Below are 25,712 nucleotides of genomic sequence, written 5' to 3'. Positions count from 1 at the left end.
TTCAGGTCAGCAACAGCCCATCGCTAACAAGCTGTCTTCGGAGATTCTGGAAGTCCGCTATATCGGCTCACGAATAGGCATTCGTCGCCCCCTCGCGGTCCATCGCCAATTCAACGGATGATCATCTTCGTCGGTGACTATCAAAGCACTGAGTGAACTTGCGATTGCTGCGATTTCTGACGTTGAGAGTTGCTCGGGTCATCAAAGCCTTCGATGTAATTCATGGTGAGCTTCCCTCGTCTGAAACAAAGAAAGGGTTTCCATTTACCATCTACGCTGATTTCCGAATCTGCTTCCCCGATTGCCATCTCGATAGTGGCTCCTGTAGCGGGATTGACCACTGCATAAGGTGAAGTTCTACTCCGCAAATTTGTATCTGCCTCGATGAGGGTGCACCAATCCTTGAGCTCAATAGCAGGCTGATTGCGTGGTCTTTCGGCCGCCTGTGCGCCCTGTTCATGATCGATTTCGCAAGTGCAACTCATACTTGACGCCTCTGTCTATGCAAAAACGACCGATTCAGCGCGGCCGATCGGCCAGCACCCATAACGCTGAGTTGGCTCACGCCTTCGGCGCCGCGGAGCATGCGCAGCAGACGAAGCAAAGCACCACACAGGAATCGCCGGAGCGCTCGAATGCAGCACCTCCGTGCTGATGCGAAGCTGAAAACCAACTCGCAGTGTTGCCGGCCCTAAGCTCGCTCACCGCTCGATCGTCCTCTCCAATAGGTCTTCCAGCCAGTCCGCGAATACTTGAACACGGCGCGAAAGGTGCTGCCGATGCGGATAAAGCAGGGTCATCGGCAGCGGCTCGGCCCGGTAGTCTGTCAGCACTTCAACCAGCTCGCCGGCCTCCAGATGAGTGCGGACGTCATAGGCGGGGATCTGGATAAGCCCGAGCCCCGAAAGGCAGCAGGCGATATAAGCTTCTGCATTGTTGACCGTGACTCGCCCACGCATCATCAGGGTTCGCATGTCATCGCCCTCGATCCACTCCCATGGCCCCACCCGCCCGGTTGAGGGCGAGGCGTAGTTCACTGCCCAATGGGGGGCGAGATCCCTCGGCGTCTGCGGCGTGCCATGCCGCTCCAGATACGCTGGACTGGCAACGTTGATGAGCGGCAGGGTTCCAATGGCTCGGGCGATTAGCCCGGAATCGCTCAAAGGCCCGACGCGTAGGACGCAGTCAACACTTTCCTCGATCAGATTGACCGCACGGTCGGTGATGCCCAGGTCAATGTCGATCCGGGGGTAGAGGTCGAGGAATCCGGGCAGCGCCGGTGCGATGATGAGACGGCCAATGCGCCCTGGTGCATCGACCCTCAGCTTACCGGAGGGCTTGGCCTCGTTCTGCCGGAACAGGTTTTCAGCTTCCTCAACATCGGAGATGAGGCGTTGGCACCGTTCGTAGAAGGCTTCGCCGTCTTGGGTAGGCGAGACTTTGCGCGTGGTGCGATGCAATAGACGGGCGCCGACGCGCTCCTCCAGCTCCCGAACGGCTGCGGAAACAGAAGAACGTGGGACGCCCAGTGTGTCGGCGGCACGGGTGAAATTCGCACACTCGACGACGCGAGCGAAGATGCGGAACAGGTCAATGCGATCCAAAACGCGGCTGCTTCAATTAGATTAATTTTCTGACAAGTGATGTCAGAATGATAGTCTTTATCTTGAAATACTAGACGATATCCTTGCTAATCGAAGTAGCCACGGGCGTGGCTGCAAGTTGACAAAGGAGATCGTTATATGGCCGACCACAGCATCAAAGGCAAAGTTGTCATTATCGCAGGCGGAGCAAAGAATCTAGGTGGGCTGATCGCTCGCGATCTCGCAGCTCAGGGGGCAAAGGCCGTGGGTATTCACTACAACAGTGCCGCCACCAGAGCTGAAGCCGAAGCGACTGTCGCCGCCGTGCAGGCCGCCGGCGCACAGGCTGTCGCCTTCCAGGCCGACCTGACCTCGGCGAGCGCGATGGAAAAACTGTTCACTGATATGGTCACGGTGATCGGGCGGCCGGATATCGCCATCAACACCGTCGGCAAGGTGCTGAAGAAGCCGATGATCGAGACCAGCGAGGCAGAATACGACGAGATGGCGGCCGTCAACTCTAAGACCGCCTTTTTCTTCCTTAAGGAGTCTGGCCGTCACGTCAACGACAACGGCAAGGTGCTGACACTCGTCACCTCGCTGCTCGGTGCCTATACGCCCTTTTACGCAAGCTATGAGGGCATGAAGGCTCCGGTCGAGCACTTCACCCGTGCAGCCTCCAAGGAGTTCGGCGAGCGAGGCATCTCGGTCAATGCAATCGGCCCCGGCCCGATGGACACGCCATTCTTCTACCCGGCGGAGGGGGCGGACGCTGTCGCTTATCACAAGAGTGCGGCGGCGCTGTCCAAATTCTCGAAGACAGGCCTCACCGCTATCGAGGACATCGTGCCGTGGGTGCGGTTGCTGGTTTCGGATGGCTGGTGGATGACTGGCCAGACCATTCTGGTTAACGGCGGATACACCACGAAATAAAGGCGAAGGCGTAAGGGGTTCACATGCACATGCTGTTGACGATCATAGGGGGCGTTGTCTTGTTTGGCGTTTTCGCCCTGTTCGGGAGGCTCTGGGGCGGCGATGTGGCCGGGATCGCTTTGGGCGTGAAGTGCTTCATTCCCATCTGGCTCGCCATCTCGCTCGTCAACATGTGGGTGGGCGTGAACCATGCCGGTTATTCGGTGCAGGATGAATTGCCGATCCTGCTCTTGGTCTTTGCGGTTCCGGCAGCGCTTGCCGCCGTTGCCATTTGGCGGCTGTCATGACAACGGGGGCTGCAGCACACAACGGCGACCATCATCCGCTCCTGCGTCGGCGTGACGGGCACCATGCGCGTGTTACCTATGAGGAGTTGTTCTTTGATCTCGTCTATGTCTTCGCGGTAACGCAACTCAGCCATGGGCTGCTGCATGATCTAACGTCGGCGGGCGTGATCCAGACGCTGATTCTCTGGTTCGCCGTCTGGCTTGGCTGGCAATACACCTGTTGGGTTACGAACTGGTTCGATCCTGAGAAACCACGCATTCGCGGCATTCTGTTCACCACGATGCTTTCGGCGCTGGTCATGGCCTCGTCTATCGACGGAGCCTTCGAGGAGCGCGGCCTCGTCTTCGCGCTCAGCTATGTGGCGATACAGGTCGGACGAACTGCCTACATCGTCTTCGAGTTAGGTACGAATCATCCGCTGTCGGCCAATTACCGGCGCATGTTGGGCTGGCTGACGATCTCCGCCTGCTTTTGGATTGGCGGCGCATTCGCCGAACAGTGGGAACGTGCAGCGCTGTGGACGGTCGCGGTTGCCTGCGAGTACCTTTCGCCGATGTTCGGCTTCGCACTGCCAACCCTGGGGCGCTCCAGCACCCACGACTGGACGATCGAGGGCGGCCATCTGGCGGAACGCTGCCAGCTTTTCGTCATCGTCGCCCTGGGCGAGACGCTACTGGCGACCGGAGCGATGCTTGCCGAAACGAAGCATTGGGACGCACCGATTCTGTCGGCCATGCTGGCGACCTTTGCGGGCACGCTCGCCATGTGGTGGCTTTATTTCGGAACGTCAAGCAAGGATGCCACCGCAACCATCACGCACTCCAACGACCCCGGCCGCATCGGTGCCTATTTCCACTACGTCCATGCGATCCTTCTGGCGGGCCTTATCGCGACGGCGGTCGGAAACGATCTGGTCATGGCGCATCCGCATGACCATGTACAACTGGCTCATGCGTTAATCCTTTCGGCCGGCCCGGCGATCTATTTGATCGGTAGTGCCGTGTACAAAAGAATCGTCTATGGCCGAGTTCCGATCTCTCATACTGCGGGCGTCGTCGCACTTGCCGCGCTTATTCCAGTATCGCTTCAGGCCGATCTACTGACGGCAGGATGGCTGACCAGCGCCATCATGTTGGTCATCGGCATCTGGGAAGGGCGGATTAAACAACTCCGCTCGCTGCCCGGCATTGCCAGTCACTGAGGAACTGATGGCGATGCCCAGACAACGAGGCGCGAGCCAGTCGGACATCGAGAATATCGTGAACTTCTGGCGTTCGTCACAAGGCCACTGGTTTTCCAAGAGCCCGCGCTTCGACAGGCGCTTTCGTGATGCTTTCCTGCCATTACACGATGGTGTCGTGGCGCGACGGCATGATGACTGGATCGAAATGCCGAATGGCGCGCTGGCGCTGGTAATCCTGACCGACCAGTTTCCGCGCAACGCCTATCGCGGGACGTCGCGCATGTACGCAACCGATCCGCTTGCCAGGCACTATGCGCGGCAGGCGCTTGAAGCAGGTCATCTGGATCGTGTTGAGCCAGCGCTACGCTTGTTCTTCTGCCTACCCTTCGCGCATTCCGAAAAGCTGTCAGATCAGGACATTTCCGTCCTGCTCAATGCGAAGTTAGGCCAACCTTGGCTAGAACATGCGGAAGGCCATCGCGACATCATCCGACACTTTGGTCGCTTCCCGCACCGCAATCCGATTCTCGGTCGCACTATGACGCCAGAAGAAGTAGCCTTCCTCAAGTGCGGCGGCTTCCGGGGATAAGAAGCAGTGGGCCGCCAGGCCGATCCGGCAAAGCCGGATCAGAGGTTTCCGATGGGCGCCAAGTATCACGGGGTGGAGATGGCAGGCAGGCCCTCCCCTGTGGCAAGCGAAGTAGCGCACCGGAGCGAAGAGCGCTTTCGACAGGCGGATGCCGATCCACGACAGCTGCTCGGCAAGCTCTACTGAAGGCTGTAATGCTACGGATACTGTCGTTTGCGAGGTGTACCGCATTCACCCTTGTCACAGGCGTACGCATCAACGACTGCCGAAATGCGCTCCAGATTTGGCTGCTGCTGGTGCCGCAGGTAAGGCAGACAGAGGAATCGAGCATTCGCTAGTAGCCTGCTCTCCACCACCCCTAGTACACGCAAGCAAATTCTGAAAATCTGTCACACGGTTACGAGTGAGATCTGCGAGGCAGCTGTTCTGGCGCAGAGGTTGCACGCTAGCATCAACAGTACGCAAGGTCTGGAAAGCACATTCAGAGTCGCGAAAGCTTAGCCACTTACGCTGCGCATCTACCAACATCCGACGTGCCTGGTCATCACCACGCAGACGGTCGCCCATTTGCTGATAGAGATGATTAAGCTCCATGTCGGTGCGCTTCCAGGCATTGAAGGCGCACTCGTTTAACTGCGCTTGAGTCTGGGCCTTCTCAAAGCAAGGATCATCTGAAGCTTGAGCAACCCAGGGCAAGGCTGCTGCGGCCAAGGTCAGCAGAGACTTTAGGCAAAGACGGTGCAGCATTAGTTGAACTCCGGTTGTCCAAAGGATGGCTCGGGCGGGCCATCATCATCAGGGTTGTCCACCATGCAGCCGATGCCATGACAACCGTTGTAGGAGCTGGAAGGGCGCGACTTCGACTGGTGGTGAGATTCACTGCCGTCGCTGAGCGCAGCGCCCAGAATCACCCCTAGCACGGCGCCACCGACCAGGAGGCCAGCGTCTTGCCCCCGACTGTCGTAGTGACGGGCACCATCGTCATAGGTATCACTACGGCCATGATGGTAGCCAGTAGCATCTGCGAAAGTACCTGCGCACCCCTCACCCACCCAGATATAGCGTGTTCTGGGGTTAAAGCCCCAGGAGCGATTCAAGATGCAGGAGCTGCTGGAAATTTGGTGGATGAGTTGCGGACGATACAGAGAACTCGCATAGCATTCGTTGTATTGGTAGTTGACCGAGCGACATTCCACGACGCTTTGAGCAGAAGCCGCAGGAACAACTCCATAGGCACCGACTGCACAAGCCGCCGTAATCCAAAATGCTCTCATTGCATCTTCCCTTCTCTTAGTGTGGACAGTCTCTTTGTGAGCCGACAGAACGTTGAGAGCAACGTGCAAGATGCAATCCCGTGCATGGCGGCATATAGCGTTGGAATTGTCTGCCTTCATAAACAACGCCCGCTCGTGTGACACCAACGAATGCGAATAATTTGCAAACCATCGGATTCTGATAGTCAGGGCTGCCCAGCCTCAGTCATTCGCGCAATGGCGACGCGCGGCGAGCGGCTTGATGGGGTTGCAGTCCTCGGGGTGCCATTGGAAGAATTCGGCATCCTGCATGGCTCGCGGATGCTGTGCAACAAAGAGCACCAGCCTTCGACCGTCCGTGAAATACGGGTCGCCCCCCAGATTCGAGCGCGGTTCATCTTGGCGGGCCTCATCCACGCCGGCGGCGTAGCCCCAGCGTGCGACATTGCTGGTCATCAGCATGTCCTGGAGCAGGTAATCACGTGATTCATCCACGTCAGGGTCGATTACATGGGTCGTCAGTGTGGGTGAGCGGGTGGTGACTTTCACGCCAATGTCACGGCTAATCTGACCTACCCATACTGGCCTTCCTTCTACCTGAAGCGGCGTCAACCACAGACGTAGATGGTTGCGCTGCGAGATGTTGGCACGTGCTCGCTGCATGGCAAAGTCCTGCGGACGCCCATCGAAATACAACGCACTGACTGGTGAGTTGCGGTAGTTGCCGCCGAAAGCAAACACGCTAACCATGCGGCCTACGCTAGAAGCGTTGATGGTTTCAGTGAAATCCCAGCCTGCCCGTACCAGCGACACTAATACGTCATGTTCAGATCCGACCATCACCAGATTGAGGGGGTCTCCCTGTGCACTCCCTTTAGCGTTGGTAGTGCAGCAAACGAGTTTTTGTAGTTCATTACCCAGAGCTTTCAGGCCGACCTGGATTAGGCGCTCGGGCGGATAGAACCTCTCTGGATTGGCCGCCTGGTAGTCAAAACTACCCCCTCCCTGCTCTCTGGCGAAGTCGAAGCGCAGCAACTGACGCGCGCCCAGAAGTTCCACATTGAGCAGCTTGATGCCGCGCGTAAGATTGGTGTAAATAAAACCACTCACTGTTTGCCCGGGTGCTATGTGTACCTTGACTTGGCGTTCGGTCAGCAAGCGTTCGATCTGGGCAGCCGCTGCATTTTCAGAACCAAAGTGGAAGAGATAGGCAGCTTCCCGGGCTGAGTAGAAATCGCGGTCCATAAAAGCTGGCATGAACCAGTATGGAAGCATGCTGCGGTTTTCGATCTGCACCCAGACAGGCTGCACGCCATGCGTAGCCAGGGGCAAACCAAAAGCCGCATGGCTCTCTGCATCACGCAAGGCGGCAACGCGAACGGTAACGTGGTCATCTGTCATCGCCTGGCGATTGGCGCGATCGAGATATTGCGCCTCCGCTTGACTTGCGCTCAGGAAAGGCGGGACTACAGCATTGCCTTGGCCACTATCCAGCCCAGCACAGGCCGTTAACAACGATGCGACTAGCGCAACACTACATCCACGCAACACACCAAATGCACCATAAAAGCGCCGCGCAATGGGATCAGCGATGGCATGCAACAAGGACATGGCAGTGAAAATGGGCTCGCATTCACCTGCCAATGACAGGCTGCGGACGCACGCTATCGTCGGTATAGCAGTTGCCAGTAGGCGCGTAGCGGACCACCCTGCCACCCTGCACGTAGAAAAGGTTGTTACAGACGATTCGATTCTCCGAGCACGAGATGAACTCGTTGTAGCGCACATGCCGGTTGCTGCCTCGCTGCAAGCCGCCGCTGGTAAAGCACTGCTCAGTGCTTTCGCTGTTAACGTAGTTTCGAATCTCCATGCCGTTCTCGGCCATGCTCTTATACATCGGCATGGAGACGAATACCGGGTGCGTATCTAGCGCTTGGACAGACACGCCTTGCCAAGCAGCGAGGTCCTGTTGCCGGACCGTCGCACATCCGAGCAGCGAGGCGGCTGCGGCACAAATAATCACGGATCGAGAGATGAGCATGAGTGAAACTCCTAGGACAGGCTACGGTGGCTTTGGTGAATGGAAGAGGAAGATTTACATCAAGGTGTCTGTCAGACGGAAAATCCAGAACAATTGATATATCAGCGCCATAGCCACGAACATCACATGAAAGGTCTGTGATGATGTTCTTGCCGCTGTAAAGCACAGCAGCAACATGAGGGGAGTGCGCAGCATGTATTCACCGGAAAAGCGCTCGAAATGCGCTTTGCCCTTGATGAGGGTATCCACCACGTCAAACAGGCTGGTGGTGGTCAGTAAGCCAAAGAACCAAGCCCGGCGCGCTAGGAAAAACTCCTTGTAGTCGGCGTATTCGCCCAGACTGTCTGGGAAAAGAAGCGCGCATTGCATAAACAGCAAAATGGCATAACCGATGACGAAAAGATAAGTGCCAAAAGTCCAGATCTCTATTCGGAAGAGCGCGAATTCCCACCACCAGAAATGCACTAGCGACAGCAGCACTGACACCACCCAAGCCAGATGCACCGGATATAACACTTGCTGTCCGGGGTGTTGAACGATGCGTGCTACCCCCGATAACAGGCGTGTGACACCCAGCCCAATCACCATCCCCATGACGGTACGGATGTGGGGGTAGACATCGTGCGCCAAAAGCGCTTGTTCTTGCATGCTCATACGCAGTCAGCACAGCACCTAGCCAAGCAAGACAAAGACTTCATTGTGCCCACGGTAGGTTCGTGTAGAAAGCGTGCAGAAGTAGCATGAGAAACGGTCCTTTCCTGAACGCATCTGAGGGAGATATTCCCCACTGAAATTCCTCTTATCTAATGCAATGCATCATCACAAAAGCGCGAATGCTCCCTCGGGATCAAACGGCGCAGCCACGGAGTTGTGGAGGCAAGCTGCGTCAGCCCCCGACTTTATGAGAAAAAAGCAGCCCTTTATGTGTCGCTACTGGTTTTAATAAGAATAAGAAAATGGTGATTTTCTGCAAATGGATATCACTGACGCTTCTACACATGAGGCCATACCGCTATCGTAAAAGTGAGATAAAACAGAGTGGCTTTGCTGACAAGGCACGATCTTGTGACATCTGTGTCTATAGGAGACCAGTTGTGTTTTAGCAACCGGCGATCTCGGGTTTACCCAGACTGCATTTTTCGCTAGGCATCTTCGGCTTGGTATTTATTGCCACGATGATCATCTGGTTCAAGGTGCTGCATCTATCACTAGCGTTCATATGGCTAGAGCGATGCAAGCGCCTTAGGATCAGGGCTGATTTTTCAGCAGCGATCGCAATTTCGTTGGAGTCATGCCCCACATTTTTTTGATCGAAATACTCATGTGCGAGTTGCTGGCAAAGCCTGAGATCTTGGCTATATCCTCGAATGAAAGTTCGGTCTTGTACATCAAACCTCTAGCCATTCCAAGCCTTGCTTTCAAAATATATTGGTGAGGCGTTTGTCCAGTGGTTTCCTTGAATGCTCGCAAAAAATGACTGGGTGACAGAAAGGCAGTTTCCGCCAGCATCTCTAGCGTCAATTTATTGCCTGTATTCTCGTGGATATATTCGTACACTCGGCTCCATGACCTGGCCGAAAGACCGCCCCCCCGAACTTTGACCGGTTTACAGCCCAAGTTGGTATACGTTCGCAAAATATGAATGCCCAGCAGCGTCATCAATGCTTCTAGGCTCTCGCCTCGCCCAACGCTCTCGTTGAGCATCTCATGCTTGATTTGCTGACAAAGAAACAGCGCTTTTTTGTCAACTACGCCAATGCCGGGCTGATGCAGTTCGAACGAGCTTCCCTCATGCTCAAGCTGCGCCAAGCGAGCGAACTGTTGTGGCAGAAAGCCAACAAGCAGAGTTTCTTTGGCGGTCGGCCAAGAAGAAAATAAATCCGAAGTCTGCGGAAAAATTTCAAAGGAGCCAGCTGGGGACGACCCCGTCAGCAACTGATCGGAGTTTAACGACCTTGTCCGCTTGGGTAGTGTCGATAGAAATGCCATGAAGTAATGGGCATTGGTGGTGCACTGTATGGAGTCAGGTTCGGCAAATGTATGCGCAACGCCCACTTCAGGTACTTCATATTTACCACCCCAATGCTTAGGAATCCACGATAGCATCTTTAAACACTCCTGCCGTGCAATGTAGCATTGCCTGCACATGTAGGAATTGCGTTCTTTTTGTTACAAAATTAAATGTTTGAATAGACCTTCCGGCAGAGTGCGGGACTCATGCAATCGCTGGCAACCTTGTCGCTGCTACTGACCTCAAAGCGTTCTGCCACAGGCAATGCCATTTGAATTTGCCGGCCGCGACCAACCCAACTCAATGGACTGCCCTGGCCGTTCGGTGCCACAGACCTCAAGCGTCCGGGTGAAGGCGAAGGGAAGTAGTCAACGTATGGCGCAGTATTTCGAAGTTAATGGCGCGTACTGCACCTCAACACGAGGTGCAGTATTGCTACCGTCCTGATAGAAATTTATTGAAATCAACTCCTTCTTGCGATGACGGTAGGCCGCGATTTCTACTATTGGTAGTAGTCTAGTTTAAAAGCGATTTATAAAAAACTTTAATTAAATCAAAGGATAAATATATATCACTTTTCATCCTTGTAAAATTTTACTTTCTCATCAAAATTAATCATTGCGTTAAGTTTTTTAATTTCATGCATTACAAGATAATTTCTTATTAATTTATTTCCTATAATTTTAATTTTTGCTATTGATATGTAATCATGAAGCAAAACAGAATTCAAAATTATTAAAAATATAATAAATAAAATTTTTACCCACAATGGGATGATCATTCTTCTGGTTTTTTTCTTGCCTATTTTCTTCATGCAAGATACTAATCTTAGAGGTATGCATTATTAATTTTCAGAATTCAGCATTTATATACGAGCAACACGAAAAATCCAAAAAAAAATGCCAATCTTTACTAAAAAAATGGTGTTTTTATAAAAATGATCATATTTTTGTAAATTTCTTCAGATTGCATTCAACTCAAACAAGTATTAGCTTCGAGCAATCCTCAATAATCCCAAATGTACATTACCCCACTTCAAGTACCGAAGTGTGGCTACTCGCAAGATGAGTTGGATGCGATAGCAAGAAAATTAAACGAGCGGCCCAGGAAGACCTTGGGGTACAGAACCCCGGCTGAGATGTTTAACGAATGTGTTGCATCCATCGGTTGAATCCGCAGCCGAACTCAGTCGGTCACGACCAGCAGCCTGGTCAGCCACACCGGCACACGCGGTCAGTTTGACCGGAATACGCAGCCGATCAGGGACCACTGCTAGAGCGGCTTCCGCCGGCCACACCAGTTTTTGGAGCGTCGCCTGCCTTGAGCGGCAACTTCGTCCTCGGGGTCGGCTGATTGGCTCGATGCGCCCCCTCTCTGGCAATCGCTTCTGCCTGCAATGACAGGTGGCACGCCCGTAGTGACATCAGGCGCTGCAACAGGGCACGATGCCACCTTGGGTAGGGTGCGGGTGACGGCGCAAGCCGAGCGTGAAGCCGTCACCAGTCTCGTCGTGGACGGGACTGCCAAGCGGACGGCGATCGGCACCAGACCGACACCGACACCGACCTGCACAAGGCCCCGCAGCCGGTATTCGTGTCACTCGCGACCCAATGGACGAGCAAGGCATTCAGACCCTCTCTGAAGCCTTGCGCTGTACCCCGGGTGTGCGCTCGGAAGAGGGGCAGACCAGTGCCAACAACTTGTTCATGCGCGCTTTCCTCGCGGAAGGCAAACCTGCCTGGACGGTCTGCGCATTCGTCCGGCGGTTGTTTCGGCTACTTTGCGGAAAAGCCTTTTGCATTGGGGCGTGTCGAGGTGCGAAGAGGCCTGGCTTCGACTCTCTATTGCCAGGCGTCTGGAGGCAGCGTCGTCAGTTGACCTGCATCTGGGCCTTGCGTGCCACGTCACCCAGCCGTTTGTATTCGGACTGTGTCAGCGCTTCGAAGGCTTGTGCCGCAGACCCCTTGGGGGTGAATCCGGCCTGCACCAGCTTGTCCTTGACGGCCGGATCGCTCAGCGCCTGGTTGATGGCCGTATTGAGTTTGGCTGTGATAGCGGGATCGAGCTTGGCTGGGCCATATACGCCGAACCATGGATCGACTGCGTAGCCTTTGAGTCCGCTCTCCGCGATTGTCGGCACATTGGGCAGCGATGGGCTGCGCTCGCTACCTGCCACGGCCAGTGCTTTGAGCTTGCCTGCCTGAATGTGTGGCAGGGAAGCGGGCAGGTTATCAAACATGGCGGGCAGGTGGCCGCCAAGCATGTCGGTAATACCCGGCACGCTACCTTTATAGGGCACATGGACAGTATCCAGGCCTGTCATTTGCGCAAACATCACGCCAGCCAGGTGCATGCTGGTTCCGGCGCCGGCCGTACCGTACTGAAAGCCGGGGTTCGCTTTGATATAGGCGATGAGCTCCTGCACGTTGTTTGCCGGGAAGCTCTTGCCCACTTCCAGCACGATGGTGGAATAACCCAGCATGGAAACTGCAGTGAAGTCCTTGCGGGGATCAAACGCCATCGATTTGTAGATGTGCGGGTTCAGCGCATTGGTGGAGATGGCTCCGAAACCGATCGTGTAGCCGTCGGGCTTGGACTTCGCCACCGCATCCATGCCGATATTGCCCCCGGCGCCAGGCTTGTTCTCGATCACCACTGGTTGACCCAGCGTGCGAGCCATGTGCTCGCCCACGACTCGTGCCACGAGATCGGTTGTTCCTCCAGCCAGATAGGGAACGACAAAAGTAATGGGCTTTTGCGGAAAAGCGGCTTCCGCGTGGACGGTTGCCATGGTGGTGAGCGTGCCTACGGCGGCGATGGAAGCAAGTATCTGTCGACGGTTCACGGGGTCTCCTTGGTAGTTCTATTGGGTAGCATTTGAAGTCGATATCCGGAATCTGCTTGAAGCAAGGCCTTGGGGGCCGTTATCGCCCGAAGCAGGGTGACAAGCAGTGTATTTGTTCAATGCAGTCCGTGGGGGCTCAGTCTGGCAACTGCTGGCCAAGTGCCAGGTACAGATGTGGAACAGGTGCTGGCAACCCATTGACTTGTAGTCAATAGAACCGTTGAAAGGGGGAGGGGCCTTCATAATCAAGACCTCCAACTTGTTCGAGATGCCTACCTTTCGTTATGGATAAATTGTTGTTGCAGCAGCAGGTGCTGAAACGGCTCGCCGAGGACCTTGTGCAAGTCGAGCAGGCAGCGAGGGTTGCCCATGAAGCGGCGACTCACGAGGAAAATATCGCCGAAAACAAATACGACACATTGGGTCTCGAAGCTGCCTACCTGGCTGCTGGTCAAACTCGTCGTGCGCAAGCCATCCGCCAAGCGATGGTCCATTGGCGCCAGTTCCGCCCGCAGCCCTACAACGCCAGCCAAGGTATACAGCTCGGCGCACTGATCTGCCTGGTGGATTCAGACGACCAGCAACAACAGATCTTTCTCGGCCCGGATGGGGGGAACATGAAGTTGCTCAACGGTGCGGAAATCATCCAGGTCATCAGCAGCAAAGCCCCCTTGGGCAGGGCTATGCTGGGTAAGTGTGAAGGCGATGAGGTGTCGGTACAGATCGCTCCGGTCCAACAGCAGTTCGAGGTGCTGTGGGTTCATTAAGCCCCGAGCAAGTTCACACTGGATTGATCGGAAATTATTCGTTTCAAACCCTTCAGGCTGGCTCATGGCCGGGAGGCTGCGGGTGCCATGAATGCCTGGAGCAGACATTCGATGTGAGCCCTAAATCGTCCCGCGCCTGATTTCGCGGTCACAAGTGAATGGACGAAAGAGCAGTTGCCTGAGGCCAAATCGAGCATGGTGGCGGTCATTCGGCGACCGCAGGGCCAATGCCTTCCCGGCATTCTTCTGCCCGGCGTTGACCTTCCCCCATGCATCCTATGTCCTCCTCACTGCCAAATACAACCTTCATTACGGGGGCACAAGACTCTCATGTGCTCTCGCTGATGACTCCACTCAGGCTTGGAGAACACCACCGAGCCCGAGTCTGAAAACTGGAGGGTTCATGGCGGACTCTTTACTGTCGAGGAGCCCTATTCGATGTCCCTGCGATACTGACCAGGTGTCACCCCCAGTTGCTGTCGGAAGATGCGATTCATGTGGGTTTGGTCAGAAAACCCACAAGCCCTGGCAACCTCGGAGAGCGTCATTTCGCCATTTTTAATGAGCGCCTTGGCCTGTGCAACCCGCAGATTCTGTCGATATTGGTGGGGCGTTAGATGCAAGGTTCGGGTGAATCGCTGGAAAAGTACGGTACGGCTCAAGCCAACATATGCGGCCAATTCTCCGAATGTGAAAGGCTGGTCCAAGTGGGAATGCATGTATTCATCCACTTTTCTGAGTTGAGACGCTGACAACTGTACGTCGGCATGAGGGGACTCCTTGCCGTCAAGTACACAATGTCGCTGGAGGATGTGGCTGCCAATTGCGCGTGCGAGGTACTCGCTGCGCCAGTCCTGATATAGACCCTCCAAAAGCATCTGTTTGGTCGCGCGCATCAGTTGCGACAATATGGGGTCGGTGGCGCCGAACGAAGCCTTGTAGTGAAATTCCACCTTTCCCAAGTCGAATATGTCTTCAGCGACTTCTCTAAGCACACTATCTTTCAGGAAGAAATGCAACGTGCGAGTATGGTTGCCTATCGTATCTACAACGGCCTCACCGGGCGGAGTGATGACAAGCGCCTGAGGTTCAAGCAAGCCTGCAAAATTTTCCCCCTGTGCATTCCGCTGAATGTCTGCTGGAGTCAGCACCATAGCAATCCATATGCCGGAGATAGGTCGGTGCTCAATGGTGTGCGGGGACTCCTGAGTGATCGCTGCCGCTAAATCGCCCCATCCGCGTCCTTCACTGGAATGAAGGATCTTGATGCTATCAATCAGCGGAAGTGAAGTTTCCTCCAGTCTATATTCAAGCGCGGACCATGACTGCGTACGCAGGTGTGAGGCAGAAGTCGATTGCTGCGGAGGATCCCAAACGCCTGAATAACTGTTTTCCTTACTGCATTTTTCCATGATTTTTCTGATGATCGCTTGTTGATTTCCTAGAGAGGCTGTTGCGTGGATCTCGTGGAGAGATAGGGTGTTGAGAAAATTTCCTATTGCTCAAGAATGATCTGTCCAATAGAGCGCATCGGTTTCATCTTCAGGAAGGTCATCAGAAATATGTACGATCAAACAATAAGCGGGACGGATATACTTTTTTCCTGAAATTCATCATCGATAATTCCTGGCGGGATCTGAGGTGTAGTGCAGGTGCTAAGCAGGTGATTGATGTAAAAAGTCAGATCACTATTATTCATGAGTGGCAGGATTTGCCATTTCAGTACAAAGCAGGCACTCCTGCCTGGTTTTTTAGAGGCTGAAGATTACTGCCGGGACATTGATTTATATGGCTATTCATCCTTGCAGGAGAGGCGATTTATTAGGTGCTTGTGAGGACTGTATGGGAATGATCTTCTTGTCTTTGGGAGTTGCTGTTCTCTTTTGTGTTTTGGCTTGCATGCGCAGCTGATGTAATGGCGTGTCGCCGATCAAGAAATTGCATTGAAGTGAATGTCGCTTGACTGAAATCTGCATATTTCACATGTTCGGCAGGGGAGTATGGTATGTATTTCTTGATTCTATTGGGTGCAGTTGTTGCAATATTGAAGTTGATGCAGTTTGAGCCAGTTGTGGGCTGGTCGTGGTACTCATTAAGTATGGTTTTTGTATTTTTTTTGTTGTGGTCGGTTTTGGCGAGTATTCGAAAAAACCGGCAAAAAATAGAGCAGAACGCCAACCAAAACGATATCAACTCGGATCATCCGGCGAAACCAGAAGTAGGAGCTTGGGAGAATATTCATGAATGGGAAAGGAATAGATAATAAAAATCATGATAATGATGGGGTTGTTAATTTCGGTGTCAACAATATTCCCATGATTAATCCATGAAACTCGGATTGAAGAATGTACTTTACGTACAGGACTCCTTAATTTCTATAAGAATTTGCTTATTTTGAGATTTTGCTGCGGGGCTTTTCTGGGTTCCCGCCTAAATTCGCGCCCTGAATTCAATAAAAACTGAGTACCAATGCATAAGAGTGAGTGTGTGAGAGGCTTCACACTGATCGAGCTTCTGATCGTCGTAGCCATGATGGGCATCCTGGCGGCAATCGCCGTGCCTAGCTATAGCGACTACGTCAAGCGCGGCCGCATCGCCGATGGCTTGGTGCCTCTTGCGGACATGGGGGCCAAGCTGGAGCAGTATTTCCAGGATTACCGCCAGTACACCGGTGCCTGCTCGGCGGACTCGATCGCGCCTTTGCCTGCGGAAACCAGCCACTTTAAGTACACCTGCGCCCTGGACGAAACACCCCCGAAGGTCACCGCCACAGGCAAGGGCAGCATGAGTGGTTTTGTCTTCACCCTTGACACCAAGGGCGTGCGCAAGACTGTCGCAACGCCTACTGGCTGGACGACGCCTGAAGCCAATTGCTGGTCTTCACACAAGGGCGGAAGTTGCTGATGCGCCGCGCTGTACAGGGTTTCACCCTTGTCGAGATGCTCGTGGGCCTGGGTCTCACAGTCATCTTCATGCTGATGACGCTGCCCAGCGCCAGCGCCTACCTGACCGACGCTCGCATCCGCGCAGCGGCACAGACCTATTACAGCGGCGCACAACTTGCGCGCGCCGAGGCCGTACGTCGCAATGCCGAGGTACGGCTCCTGCTGACCGATGATCCGAGCGCTTCGCCGCCCACGACCAGCGTGAATGCCCTCGGCTGGGTCACGCTGGCAGGTGGTTTGCAGGGAGTCGACTGGAGCACGCTCGAGGGAACGGAATGGGTTGACAGCAAAGATCCGAAGGAATCACGAACAAAGGGACTGCGCGTGGCGGCCAACGAGGCCGTCGTGCAGTTCGACGGCCAGGGTGCGGCCTCCGTCAACCAGATCGTCAAATTCCTGGGCCCCGCAGCGGACACCTGCTATCCGCAGGGTCCCCGCCGTTGCCTGCATGTCGTCATATCGCTTGGCGGACAGGTTCGTTTGTGCGATCCAGGCATTTCAAACAACGGAGATAACCGCAAATGCTGACCTCTCCCGCCAGGACAGGCGCAAGACAGGGCCGCAACCAACACGGCATTGCGCTGATCGAGTCACTTGTATCCATCATCATCGTCATGACTGGCATCCTCGGAATTGCCGGGCTGACCATGAAGTCCGCGACCTGGGCCGGTCATGCGCAGTACCGCACGGAGGCGGGCATGTTCGCTTCGCAGATCGTGCGGCTGATCGAACTCAAAGTGAGCCGCAGCTCGCCAGACAATCTGGCGAACTCGCTGACAGCGTTCCAGCACCAGCCCGATGGCGAGATGTGCAACTTCAGCGGCGATAGTGCAGGAGACTCCACGTTCAAAAGCGTGCTCAAAGCCGCACGGGGCGAGCAAACCAACGTACATGGCCTGCCTGGCGCCACGGCTGCCATGCAGCAAGTCAGGGTTGATGCAGCGGATGACAATCGGATCACGGTCACGCTGTGCTGGCAAGGGCCCAATGACCCGGCCGTGCGCAACTACCAGATCCAGGCTTTCGTGCACTAGGGCATGCCAATGCATAAACGCAAGCTCTCATGCGCAACGCCACCGGCGATGGGTCGGTCCCTCGGTTTCTCCCTGATCGAAATCATGGTGGGGTTGGCCATAGGTCTGGCCAGCATGCTGGCCATCTACCAGTTGTATGCAACGTCCGAAGGGCGGCGGCGCACCATCGTCTCGATCAGTGAAGCGCAGACGGCAGGCTCCATGGCATTGTTCGCCATTGAACGCGACATTCGCTCGGCAGGGCTGGGGTTTGCAAGCATCGACGCACGCTATCTCAACTGCTCGGTGAAAGCGTACAACAGCGGACGCAGCACGGCCGCTTTCGACTTCCCGCTGCTACCTGTGCGCATCGCAGACGGGAGAATCTGGGTGCTGACTGGCTCTTCCAGCAATATGTTTGCTGGCGCCCGCTATGTGGACAGCAGTGGCGGTGAATTCAAGATGGATAGATCGAATGCGGGCTTTCAGGCCGGCGATGTGATCCTGGGCACCAGTGACAGCTTCACCAACAATTGCCTGCTGATGGAAGTGACCGCCGGGGCCGAGCCGACATCCGCAACAGCAGCCGCCAACAAAAACAAGGTCCATCGAAAGACCGGCACCTACCAGGATTATTACCAAGGCAAGGAGGTCGATGCCACGCGCAATGATGGCGCTCACATCAGCCTCCTGGATTCGAGCAAAAGCAGTCTGGGCGAAGGCATGCTCTACAGCCTGGGGCCGGAGCCCACCCTCAACGTCTGGAGCGTGGACGACAAGAAGCAACTGACCCGCTACAACCATCTCGACGAAACCGAGACGGACAAGGTCGCCGTGGCCCATGACATATTGCAACTTCAGGCCGAATACGGCTATGACGCCAACGCCAATGGCGCGATCGATGAAGAAGCCGAATGGACCGCCTCGCTTTCCCCCGGTGCAACCAGGTGGGAGCAAATTCTTGCCGTGCGTATCGCCGTACTGATGCGTATTCCGCACTACGAAAAAGACAAAGTCACCAACTCCGCACCTCGCTGGGCCAACGGCACCAAGCAATTCAGCATGGGAGAGGGGGATGAATGGAAGCACTACCGCTACCGGGTATACGAAAGCATTGTCCCGCTGCGCAACACGCTATGGGGTCAGCAGTTATGAAAGCCGTGCACTCACCCACACATCGCCCCAGGCCCCCCAGGCAGGCCCCGCAACGCGGCGTCATCCTTCTGGTCGCACTGGTCGTGCTGCTGGTGATGACGCTCACCGGCCTGGCCTTGGTGCGCACCTCCACTCAGGGCGCCGGCATGGCAGGCAGCCTTGCGCTCAAGCAAGGGGCCACATCGGGTGCCGACTTGGGGCTGGAGAGAGGCATGGCCCAGCTCGATGCGCTGTATTCCGCTGGCGGTGCGACGCTGGAGGCCGACGCTGACGGTGGCTACTTCGCCAGCCATGACCCCAGGGCGCCGCTGGACTGGAGCCAGGCCAATCTGGTCACCGAAGACGATGGTCTGGGCAACAAGGTGGAATTTCTCATTCACCGGCTGTGCGAGGGTGCCGGCCGCTGGGATGCGGCTGGCCAAAGCTGCGTGCTGCCGCAGGAGCTGGAGTGCCCAGGCTCCTCAGAGACGGCAGGCAGTGTTTCCTCTTGCAACGCCCGCCCCATGTACCGCATCACGGCACGAGCCACGGGCCCGCGCAGCACCCTAAGCCTGGTGCAGATGACCATGTATTGATCGTGGGTGGCCATGGATGGCGGCAAAAACGGAAGCCGTGGACAAGGTCGGCATGCATGCAGACCAACAGACAGGCAGATAGACAGGCAGACAGGTAGACAGGCACTCGGATTGCCCGAGGTTGGAAATGGGAGGTTCGAGATGCACCAGAAACTGACATATAGGCTGCGGCCATTCATCACGGCGTCGCTGGCAGGGGTCATCAGTTTGGGCTTGCTGGTCTTCGCTGGCCGCATGGCCGTGGCCGACGCTCCGGCCCAGGATGTCGTGCAGATATCGGACACGCCGCTGGGCGTCATGGCCGATCAGAACAAGCCGAACGTGATGCTGCTTCTGGACACCTCTGACTCCATGAAGTGGACCCACATGCCCGATGACTGGGAGCAGGACGACACCACCTACTTTCCCGTCGGCTACAAAAGCGCGCTTTGCAACACGCTGTACTACAACCCGCAAACCACTTATGTGCTGCCCAAGAGGCCTGATGGCCGGGATATGGACGCGCCTGCGTTTGAGAACGCCTGGAAGGACGGCTACGACCAGTCTCTGGGGACGGTGGACCTGTCCAAGAACTTTCAGGCCTACGACAACGACACCCGCCGCAGGGCGCTTTATGAAGATCCCGCCCAGCCAGCCTATTTCTTTGAATGGCGTAATTACTCCACCGCAGTCAGACCGGCGCCTCATTTTGAGGAGCCGTCCGAAAATATCGGTGTTTGCAACAAGATCCGCAGCGATGTTTCGAGCTGGAACTCAGCGCGCGTGGACGACGGCACACTGCGCGTCAACCAGACCAGCCCCAACATCTATGGGGGCGGCCCAGACGGATATTGGACACGCCGAGCCATACCTCAAGCCCAGAGGCAAAATTTCGCCAATTGGTATAGCTATTACCGCACGCGCATCAATATGGCCAAGTCGTCGGTCAGCCTGGCTTTTTCCACGCTGAACGACAATTTTCGCATCGGCTTTCTGACCGTGGCCAATCCCGGTGCCGGGCCCCACAGCAAGTTTCTACCGGTCGCTGACTTCAACACAGAGGGCAAGCAGCAGTGGCTTGATGCCATACAGACGGTCAAGACGGGCGGCACCTCGCCAGCCCGCGAGGCGCTGGCTCGCGTAGGCCGCTACTATGCAGGCCAAAGCGACAGCATCAATGCCAGCATGACGCCCTTCGTCGACCCCGTAGTCTCGGCCTGCCAGCGCCACTACGCCATTGTGACCACCGATGGGTACTGGAACATCGGGCAAGAAAGCGCAGGGCCTGTGAAGATTGATGGCAAAACCCTGGTCGGCCAGCAGGACGGCCCGCCAGAATCGCTGACCGATGCCGATGGGCTGCGCCCGCGGCCTATTTTCGATGGCTCGGTCGGCGGCACCAAAGACGTACGCGATGCCTGGGTCCGCTATGAGTTGGAGCAGCGGTGCAGACTGGGCTGGAAGGTGACGACGCCAGGCGGAGGCACCAAGACCGAGACCACCTACAAAAAAATCGTCAAGAAAGACGTTCTCAAGAAAACGTGGAACACTGCCACTCTTAGCTGGAGGAAGAAAAGCACGAGGACGCTGCGAGAGCACTTCCTAAAAGTCGGCGATATAACAGAGGAACTGCTGTGGCCCAAGCGCGTCAGCACCTACTGGAAGTCACAAAGGAAAGACCAGGTCACCCTCAAGCGCTACCAACAAATGATCACCTGGGACTATGTCACCAAGGCGCAATACCGCTGGAAGTCGACAAGCACCTGGAGTACGGAAACACAGACGCCCTGGGCTTCGGCCCTGGCCAGACAGACCCGGAAAAAGCGCTATTTTTACTGGTACAAGGACCCTGCCGCGGGCGAACGGGACCTCAAGACCACCGACAAGGCGGTATGCAATCCATTTCCAGGCGGCTGCAGGGTAGAGGGCAGCGACCAGTGGAGCGTGGTGCAGTCCTGCTCTGCCGGTATGGACGGATTCTTCAAGGTCGAGTGCGAGACCGAGAACGTACCCGTCAGCGCACAGAAATATTGCGTCAGCAATGGCCAGTATGTGGCGGGACTGGGGCTCATCAAATGTGACGGTACCTGGGGCGCACCTTATTCCGGGCCTGTTGCCGCTTGCGGGACCATTCACCCGGACCTGCGGGCCCAAATCCTGAAGGAATCGGAAGGCCATGGCGGCAATCCGCTTTCCATGGTGCAGTTCTCCAATTGCAACAGAGGGCACTGGGAAGAGAAATTCGTCACAGCCGACGAATGCAAATCGGTTCCGCCCACTAAGGACAACGGATTCAAGACGACCAATTGCAGAAAAGAGCAGGACGCATCGGTCACGGACAATAGCTGCCAGATCACGACGACCCCCGTGCTGAATGCAGCCGACAACAACCTGTATACGGAATGCACAAAGTCTTCAGGCCAGCAGTGGACTGCATCCTGTACCCCGGGTCCCATGGCCGACATACCGGGGCGCATGAATACCCAGTGCGGGAGCCGAGGCCCCGTGGGCACGCCTACTGATGTTCCTCCGGATTCTTGCACAGCCGGTGACAAGGATGACTATTTCTATGAATGCACGCCCTTGCCGAGCACTTGGAGCGGTCCGGTTTCGCCGAGCAACTGCCGGACAGATTCTTCGCTGGGTCTGACCTGTGAGGATAGGAGCACTCCTTGGTGGCCTGCGCGGACCTGCGCTGACGAGGCTCCCTCGGCAAGCAACGGCTGGATCGGCCGCGAGTGCGCAAACAGAGGCGATGTCCCAGACCCGCAATCGTGCAAGCCAGCGCCAGGCAAGGAGGGCATTGCGCTGCCGGCGGACCGTCCCACGGCTCCAGGCACCTGCACACCACAGGCCGCTACGGCAGAAAATGGCTGTATTGTCAGCTGGTGCACTACTTATGCCACCGGTCCGACTGACGTTGCAACGAATCAGTGCACTTCCAGCGCCGCTTTGGCGGTCAATGGTTGGACGCAGACCACATGCACCAGTGCCTCCGAGCCCAGCAACGTGCCTTCCTGCACGGAATCATCGATAGGCTTCAAGCAAGTTAGCAACTGTAGAAACACTTCCAGTGCCGCGGACATGGCCTACGGCACCTGCGAATCTTCGCTGCAGGTGCTGGAAGGGGGCGGGAATCCAACGCAAGCCAATGGCTGGACCAGCAGCAGTTGTCTCAAGGTCGACGAAGGGGCGGCGGGCGGATTGAGCTACTTGCAGTCCGAAGCGGACTTTGCGGCTTGCGAGGCCAGCCAGGGCTCGGCTGCCAATGGTGTCGAAATCCAGTGCATCAAGGACGGCCCCCACACCGTCGCAGTGCTCCAGGGTGAAGCCTGTATCCCAGGCTACAACGCGAGCACGAAAAAGGTGACGGACTGCTCAGGCGTGGGCCAGTCCACAACCGAAATCGTGGCCGACAAACCCGCCAATTGCTCGGCGGCGACGACCTGCGAGGAAGCTTGGGGCAGAAAGAAGACCTACCAGGGCCAGTATTGGTCCGACAAGAAGGCGATGACCGGCATGGTCGAGACGGGAACATCGTGGACGGGTAGTCGAATTAGCTTCAGCGGTGACCTGGAGTCCCCTGCAAGATGCTATGCCCCTGAGGAATGGGCTGCACTGCTTCCGCTTGAACAACCCCCGGGAGGGCGTCCGCAGCCAGGAACGCCGCCATGGACACAGCTTCCCGCGACCCACACGGGCTGTGGCAAGCTGCCCTGCGAAGAATTGAATATGCAAGACGCCAAAGGAGGAAGCACCAACTCGCTGGCCGACGTGGCCCAGTACTACTATGCGACCGACCTTCGCCCTGACAGCGACAATGTGGTGAAGCCCGCAGGTAACGCAGCGGAGGATGACAAGGCTACATGGCAGCACATGAGCACCTATGTGATTGGCATGGGCGTTTCGGGGACGCTCAAGTACGACAAGAACTACAAGAATGGTGCGGGCGATTTCGCCGACCTGCGCACGGGCAAGAAGACCTGGCCGATCTGGCCCACTGAGGGCACGTCGAACTACGAGCAACGGCAATCCATCGATGATTTCTGGCATACCGCCGTGAATGGCCGGGGCCTGTACTTCAGCGCCAATGATCCCAAAGCCATCGAGGCCGGCCTGAGCGAGGTGTTTACAGACATTCGCGCCGCCATGGGTTCGGGGGCCGGCGTGGCGGTTTCCTCCGCGCTGGTAAGTGCCGACAGCCACTACGCCTACGGCGCCACTTACAAGACCGGCCGATGGTCTGGCGACCTGCTGGCCTACAAGATCGATCCGCAATCGGGCCAGCGCACACAGATTGAGGGTTGGTCGGCACGGGCCAGGCTCGATGCCCGTGATCAGGCCAAGGACCCCCGTACGATTTACTTCATGGATGGCAAGGAGCGAAAGCCTTTCACATGGAGCGCGCTGGGCAGCCTGCAAAGCAACTTTAACGGCACCCATGCCTCAAGCCGTCTGGCACAGTACGACCAGATGTCGACCGCGCAAAAGGAGGCTGCCCTGGGCCAGAATCTGGTGGACTTCATTCGCGGCGACCAGAGCAAGGAGGGCTTCACCAAGGACCAGAATGGCAGGCTGTACCGTACGCGCGAGAGCAGGCTGGGCGACATCATCGGCTCCCAGCCGCTGTATGTGGGAGAGCCACTGCACAAGTACCGAGATGCAGGTCATAGCGCCTTTCGACTGGCCCAGCGTGGCCGCACGCCGATGGTGTATGTGGGGGGCAACGATGGCATGCTGCATGCCTTCTATGCGGAGGTAGACCCGCGTGCTTCCAGCATCGAAGGCGGCAAGCAGGTGCAGACGGCTGCACGCGAGGCCTGGGCCTTTGTGCCAACGACCGTGATGCCAGAGCTGCCCAGACTGGCCAGCGTCAGCTATGAAGGCGGTCACCGCTACTTTGTGGACGGCTCTGCGGTGACGGCCGACATCCAGGCCGACGGCACCTGGAAAACCATCCTGGTGGGCGGATTCAACAAGGGCGGCAAGGGCTACTATGCGCTGGATATCACCAACCCGCAGGACCCCAAGCCGCTATGGGAAGTCAACAGCACGAGCATCTCCACCATGGGCCATAGCTTTGGGCGGCCACTGGTGTCCAAGTTGCCTGACGGCCGCTGGGCCGTGTTCCTGACCTCGGGCTACAACAATACGGATAACAAGGGGTATCTCTATGTGCTTGATGCCAACGACGGCAGCATCATCCACACGATTGCCACGGCAGGCAGCGGCCTGAGGGAGATCAACAACTTCGTACGGAACCCGGCCATCGACAACACTACGCAGCTGCTGTATGGCGGCGATCTGGAAGGCAATGTCTGGCGCTTCGAGTTCAATAAGGACGGCTCAGCCAAGAGCGCGAAGAAGGTCGTTCAACTCGTGGACGAACGCAGCAAGCCTCAGCCCATTACCACGCGTATGGAACTGGTACCCACTTCTGCGGCGACCGAGAGGCCGCGCATCCTGGTGGGAACCGGCAGGCTGTTTGGTTCATACGATCTTGCAGACAAGAGTACGCAAAGCGTCTATGGCTTCGATGACAACATGGATGGCATGTCGGGGGAATCGCTGCGCAGCCGGCTCAATCAGATGCTGCTGGAGTCCAGTACCGGAGCGGGCGGCCAGCGCACGCGCACGATAAAGTGCCTGGGCAATTCGACTGACTGCAAGGATGATGCCAAAGGTTGGTACGTAGATTTGCCCGACTCAGGTGAGCGCGTGAATATCGACATGCGGCTAGCTAACTCAACCCTGGTCATCGCCAGCAACGTGCCTTCACCCGATGTATGCCTGGCAGGCGGCTATGGCTGGATCAATTACCTGAACTTCAACACTGGTCAGGCCGTGATTCAAGGGCCGGATGGCAAGGGCGATGTATCGACCATTGTGGATGGCTCAACGATCTCGGGACATGCCACCACTATCACCGGCGATGGCAAGGCAACCGATCACATATCGACGACGGGCGTCGGAGACAAGCCTTTGGACGTTGACATTCCCTATGCTGCACCCAAGCCGCTGGGTAGACGCATTAGCTGGCGTGAACTGGTGAAATAAGCATGAGGGGCCCTCTGCAAAACCTCGGTTTCTGGACACTCAACCCAATCCAATCAATAGGTTGTGATGGATTGGTGCATGGAAACAGGGGTTTGCAGACCCTCCTTGGAGTGACTGACACCACCGACCCACGAAATGCGCACAGATTCGCGCGCTCTTCGGTTGCATGTACCTCCTCACCGCCTCCGATATTCGATACCTGCGCTGAGCGTCCGTTTCGTATGCCTTTGGCGACGGCTTGTGGCCGGAATCTCCATTTCAATCCTGCCCTCGAAAGCGGTCGCCGGTTGACCTTTCTTGCCGGTAGCTGTCTTGTCGACCGGCCTTGAATAGCGATTCCGTCCCAGATCGGCCATGCGATCTGTGGTCATGTCAGACTGCATCTGGATGACTGCTCTCGCGTATGTCGAGACGGTGCAGCAGACGCTGGCGGACATTTGCTGGCTCATATCTGCGGCATGCCCGAGACCGCGCTGTCCTGCCTCGTACGACCAC

Annotated in this window: 23 protein-coding genes and 1 pseudogene; 13 read left to right on the top strand and 11 right to left on the bottom strand. The window is 56.3% G+C overall.

Features of this window, described 5'->3' with window-relative positions; all coding sequences use genetic code 11:
- Positions 1-140: 140 nt before the first annotated feature.
- Both AC1RTQ_RS14775 and AC1RTQ_RS14770 read right to left on the bottom strand, forming a co-directional pair.
- On the bottom strand, positions 141-485 hold the full coding sequence (locus tag AC1RTQ_RS14775) for a hypothetical protein (RefSeq protein ID WP_492876816.1): 345 nt from the start codon (positions 483-485) through the stop codon (positions 141-143).
- A 216-nt stretch (positions 486-701) separates the two neighbouring features.
- Positions 702-1,604, bottom strand: coding sequence for a LysR family transcriptional regulator (locus tag AC1RTQ_RS14770; protein WP_492876814.1), 903 nt, complete (start codon positions 1,602-1,604; stop codon positions 702-704).
- Positions 1,605-1,742: 138 nt separating this feature from the next.
- On the opposite strand from AC1RTQ_RS14770, the gene AC1RTQ_RS14765 reads away from it, so the two are divergent.
- The 4 genes from AC1RTQ_RS14765 to AC1RTQ_RS14750 are packed head-to-tail and all read left to right on the top strand — an operon-like array spanning position 1,743 to position 4,576.
- A complete protein-coding gene (locus AC1RTQ_RS14765) occupies positions 1,743-2,516 on the top strand; it encodes an SDR family oxidoreductase (protein WP_492876812.1) in 774 nt (257 codons plus the stop codon).
- 23 nt (positions 2,517-2,539) lie between these two features.
- Entirely contained in the window at positions 2,540-2,803 is a 264-nt protein-coding gene (locus AC1RTQ_RS14760) for a hypothetical protein (RefSeq protein ID WP_039049033.1), read from the top strand.
- Entirely contained in the window at positions 2,800-4,005 is a 1,206-nt protein-coding gene (locus AC1RTQ_RS14755) for a low temperature requirement protein A (RefSeq protein ID WP_492876810.1), read from the top strand. Before AC1RTQ_RS14760 ends, AC1RTQ_RS14755 begins: the two co-directional genes overlap by 4 nt.
- 13 nt (positions 4,006-4,018) lie before the next feature.
- Positions 4,019-4,576 carry a DUF924 family protein gene (locus AC1RTQ_RS14750; protein WP_492876808.1) on the top strand — a complete coding sequence of 186 codons (558 nt, stop codon included), beginning with the start codon at positions 4,019-4,021 and terminating at the stop codon, positions 4,574-4,576.
- Between the two features lie 255 nt (positions 4,577-4,831).
- Here the strand turns inward: AC1RTQ_RS14750 and AC1RTQ_RS14745 are convergent, their stop codons facing one another.
- The 7 genes from AC1RTQ_RS14745 to AC1RTQ_RS14715 all read right to left on the bottom strand — a co-directional run bounded on the left by AC1RTQ_RS14745 (position 4,832) and on the right by AC1RTQ_RS14715 (position 10,695).
- Entirely contained in the window at positions 4,832-5,323 is a 492-nt protein-coding gene (locus AC1RTQ_RS14745; protein WP_492876806.1) for a lysozyme inhibitor LprI family protein, read from the bottom strand.
- Positions 5,323-5,850 carry a DUF3011 domain-containing protein gene (locus tag AC1RTQ_RS14740; RefSeq protein ID WP_492877116.1) on the bottom strand — a complete coding sequence of 176 codons (528 nt, stop codon included), beginning with the start codon at positions 5,848-5,850 and terminating at the stop codon, positions 5,323-5,325. The genes AC1RTQ_RS14745 and AC1RTQ_RS14740 overlap by 1 nt, the downstream gene beginning before the upstream one ends.
- A 201-nt stretch (positions 5,851-6,051) precedes the next feature.
- A complete protein-coding gene (locus tag AC1RTQ_RS14735; protein WP_492876804.1) occupies positions 6,052-7,440 on the bottom strand; it encodes an LssY C-terminal domain-containing protein in 1,389 nt (462 codons plus the stop codon).
- A 22-nt stretch (positions 7,441-7,462) separates the two neighbouring features.
- Positions 7,463-7,870 (bottom strand): hypothetical protein, encoded by a 408-nt coding sequence (locus AC1RTQ_RS14730; protein ID WP_492876802.1) that lies wholly within the window; start codon positions 7,868-7,870, stop codon positions 7,463-7,465.
- 54 nt (positions 7,871-7,924) lie between these two features.
- Positions 7,925-8,524 carry a hypothetical protein gene (locus AC1RTQ_RS14725; protein WP_492876800.1) on the bottom strand — a complete coding sequence of 200 codons (600 nt, stop codon included), beginning with the start codon at positions 8,522-8,524 and terminating at the stop codon, positions 7,925-7,927.
- A 594-nt stretch (positions 8,525-9,118) separates the two neighbouring features.
- A complete protein-coding gene (locus AC1RTQ_RS14720) occupies positions 9,119-9,976 on the bottom strand; it encodes a helix-turn-helix transcriptional regulator (protein ID WP_492876798.1) in 858 nt (285 codons plus the stop codon).
- A gap of 476 nt (positions 9,977-10,452) precedes the next feature.
- A complete protein-coding gene (locus tag AC1RTQ_RS14715) occupies positions 10,453-10,695 on the bottom strand; it encodes a hypothetical protein (protein WP_492876796.1) in 243 nt (80 codons plus the stop codon).
- 237 nt (positions 10,696-10,932) lie between these two features.
- Between AC1RTQ_RS14715 and AC1RTQ_RS14710 the strand changes: the two are divergent.
- A pseudogene (locus AC1RTQ_RS14710) lies at positions 10,933-11,052 on the top strand (IS30 family transposase); the annotation flags it as partial.
- A 699-nt stretch (positions 11,053-11,751) separates the two neighbouring features.
- Here AC1RTQ_RS14710 and AC1RTQ_RS14705 read toward each other — a convergent pair.
- A complete protein-coding gene (locus AC1RTQ_RS14705) occupies positions 11,752-12,726 on the bottom strand; it encodes a Bug family tripartite tricarboxylate transporter substrate binding protein (protein ID WP_492876794.1) in 975 nt (324 codons plus the stop codon).
- Between the two features lie 284 nt (positions 12,727-13,010).
- Here AC1RTQ_RS14705 and AC1RTQ_RS14700 point away from each other — a divergent pair, with 284 nt between their 5' ends.
- Entirely contained in the window at positions 13,011-13,493 is a 483-nt protein-coding gene (locus AC1RTQ_RS14700; RefSeq protein WP_492876792.1) for a GreA/GreB family elongation factor, read from the top strand.
- A gap of 431 nt (positions 13,494-13,924) precedes the next feature.
- On the opposite strand, the gene AC1RTQ_RS14695 is transcribed toward AC1RTQ_RS14700, so the two are convergent.
- Positions 13,925-14,905 (bottom strand): helix-turn-helix domain-containing protein, encoded by a 981-nt coding sequence (locus AC1RTQ_RS14695; protein WP_492876790.1) that lies wholly within the window; start codon positions 14,903-14,905, stop codon positions 13,925-13,927.
- 593 nt (positions 14,906-15,498) lie between these two features.
- On the opposite strand from AC1RTQ_RS14695, the gene AC1RTQ_RS14690 reads away from it, so the two are divergent.
- From AC1RTQ_RS14690 to AC1RTQ_RS14660, 7 genes are all read left to right on the top strand, one after another.
- Positions 15,499-15,756, top strand: coding sequence for a hypothetical protein (locus tag AC1RTQ_RS14690; RefSeq protein ID WP_492876788.1), 258 nt, complete (start codon positions 15,499-15,501; stop codon positions 15,754-15,756).
- A gap of 224 nt (positions 15,757-15,980) precedes the next feature.
- The gene (locus AC1RTQ_RS14685) at positions 15,981-16,397 is read left to right on the top strand and encodes a type IV pilin protein (RefSeq protein WP_492876786.1); all 417 of its coding nucleotides are present in this window, start codon (positions 15,981-15,983) and stop codon (positions 16,395-16,397) included.
- Entirely contained in the window at positions 16,397-16,966 is a 570-nt protein-coding gene (locus AC1RTQ_RS14680; RefSeq protein WP_492876784.1) for a GspH/FimT family pseudopilin, read from the top strand. Before AC1RTQ_RS14685 ends, AC1RTQ_RS14680 begins: the two co-directional genes overlap by 1 nt.
- Positions 16,960-17,472 carry a hypothetical protein gene (locus AC1RTQ_RS14675; RefSeq protein WP_492876782.1) on the top strand — a complete coding sequence of 171 codons (513 nt, stop codon included), beginning with the start codon at positions 16,960-16,962 and terminating at the stop codon, positions 17,470-17,472. The genes AC1RTQ_RS14680 and AC1RTQ_RS14675 overlap by 7 nt, the downstream gene beginning before the upstream one ends.
- Before the next feature lie 48 nt (positions 17,473-17,520).
- Positions 17,521-18,606 carry a PilW family protein gene (locus AC1RTQ_RS14670; protein ID WP_492876780.1) on the top strand — a complete coding sequence of 362 codons (1,086 nt, stop codon included), beginning with the start codon at positions 17,521-17,523 and terminating at the stop codon, positions 18,604-18,606.
- A 5-nt stretch (positions 18,607-18,611) separates the two neighbouring features.
- Positions 18,612-19,181, top strand: a complete 570-nt coding sequence (locus tag AC1RTQ_RS14665) for a pilus assembly PilX family protein (protein WP_492876778.1) — start codon at positions 18,612-18,614, stop codon at positions 19,179-19,181.
- 141 nt (positions 19,182-19,322) lie between these two features.
- Entirely contained in the window at positions 19,323-25,217 is a 5,895-nt protein-coding gene (locus AC1RTQ_RS14660) for a pilus assembly protein (protein WP_492876776.1), read from the top strand.
- Positions 25,218-25,712: the final 495 nt, after the last annotated feature.

This window comes from Comamonas sp. GW821-FHT11H03 (assembly GCF_058807955.1).
Note: the sequence above shows the minus strand (reverse complement) of the source record. Positions and strands in the feature narration are given on the sequence as shown.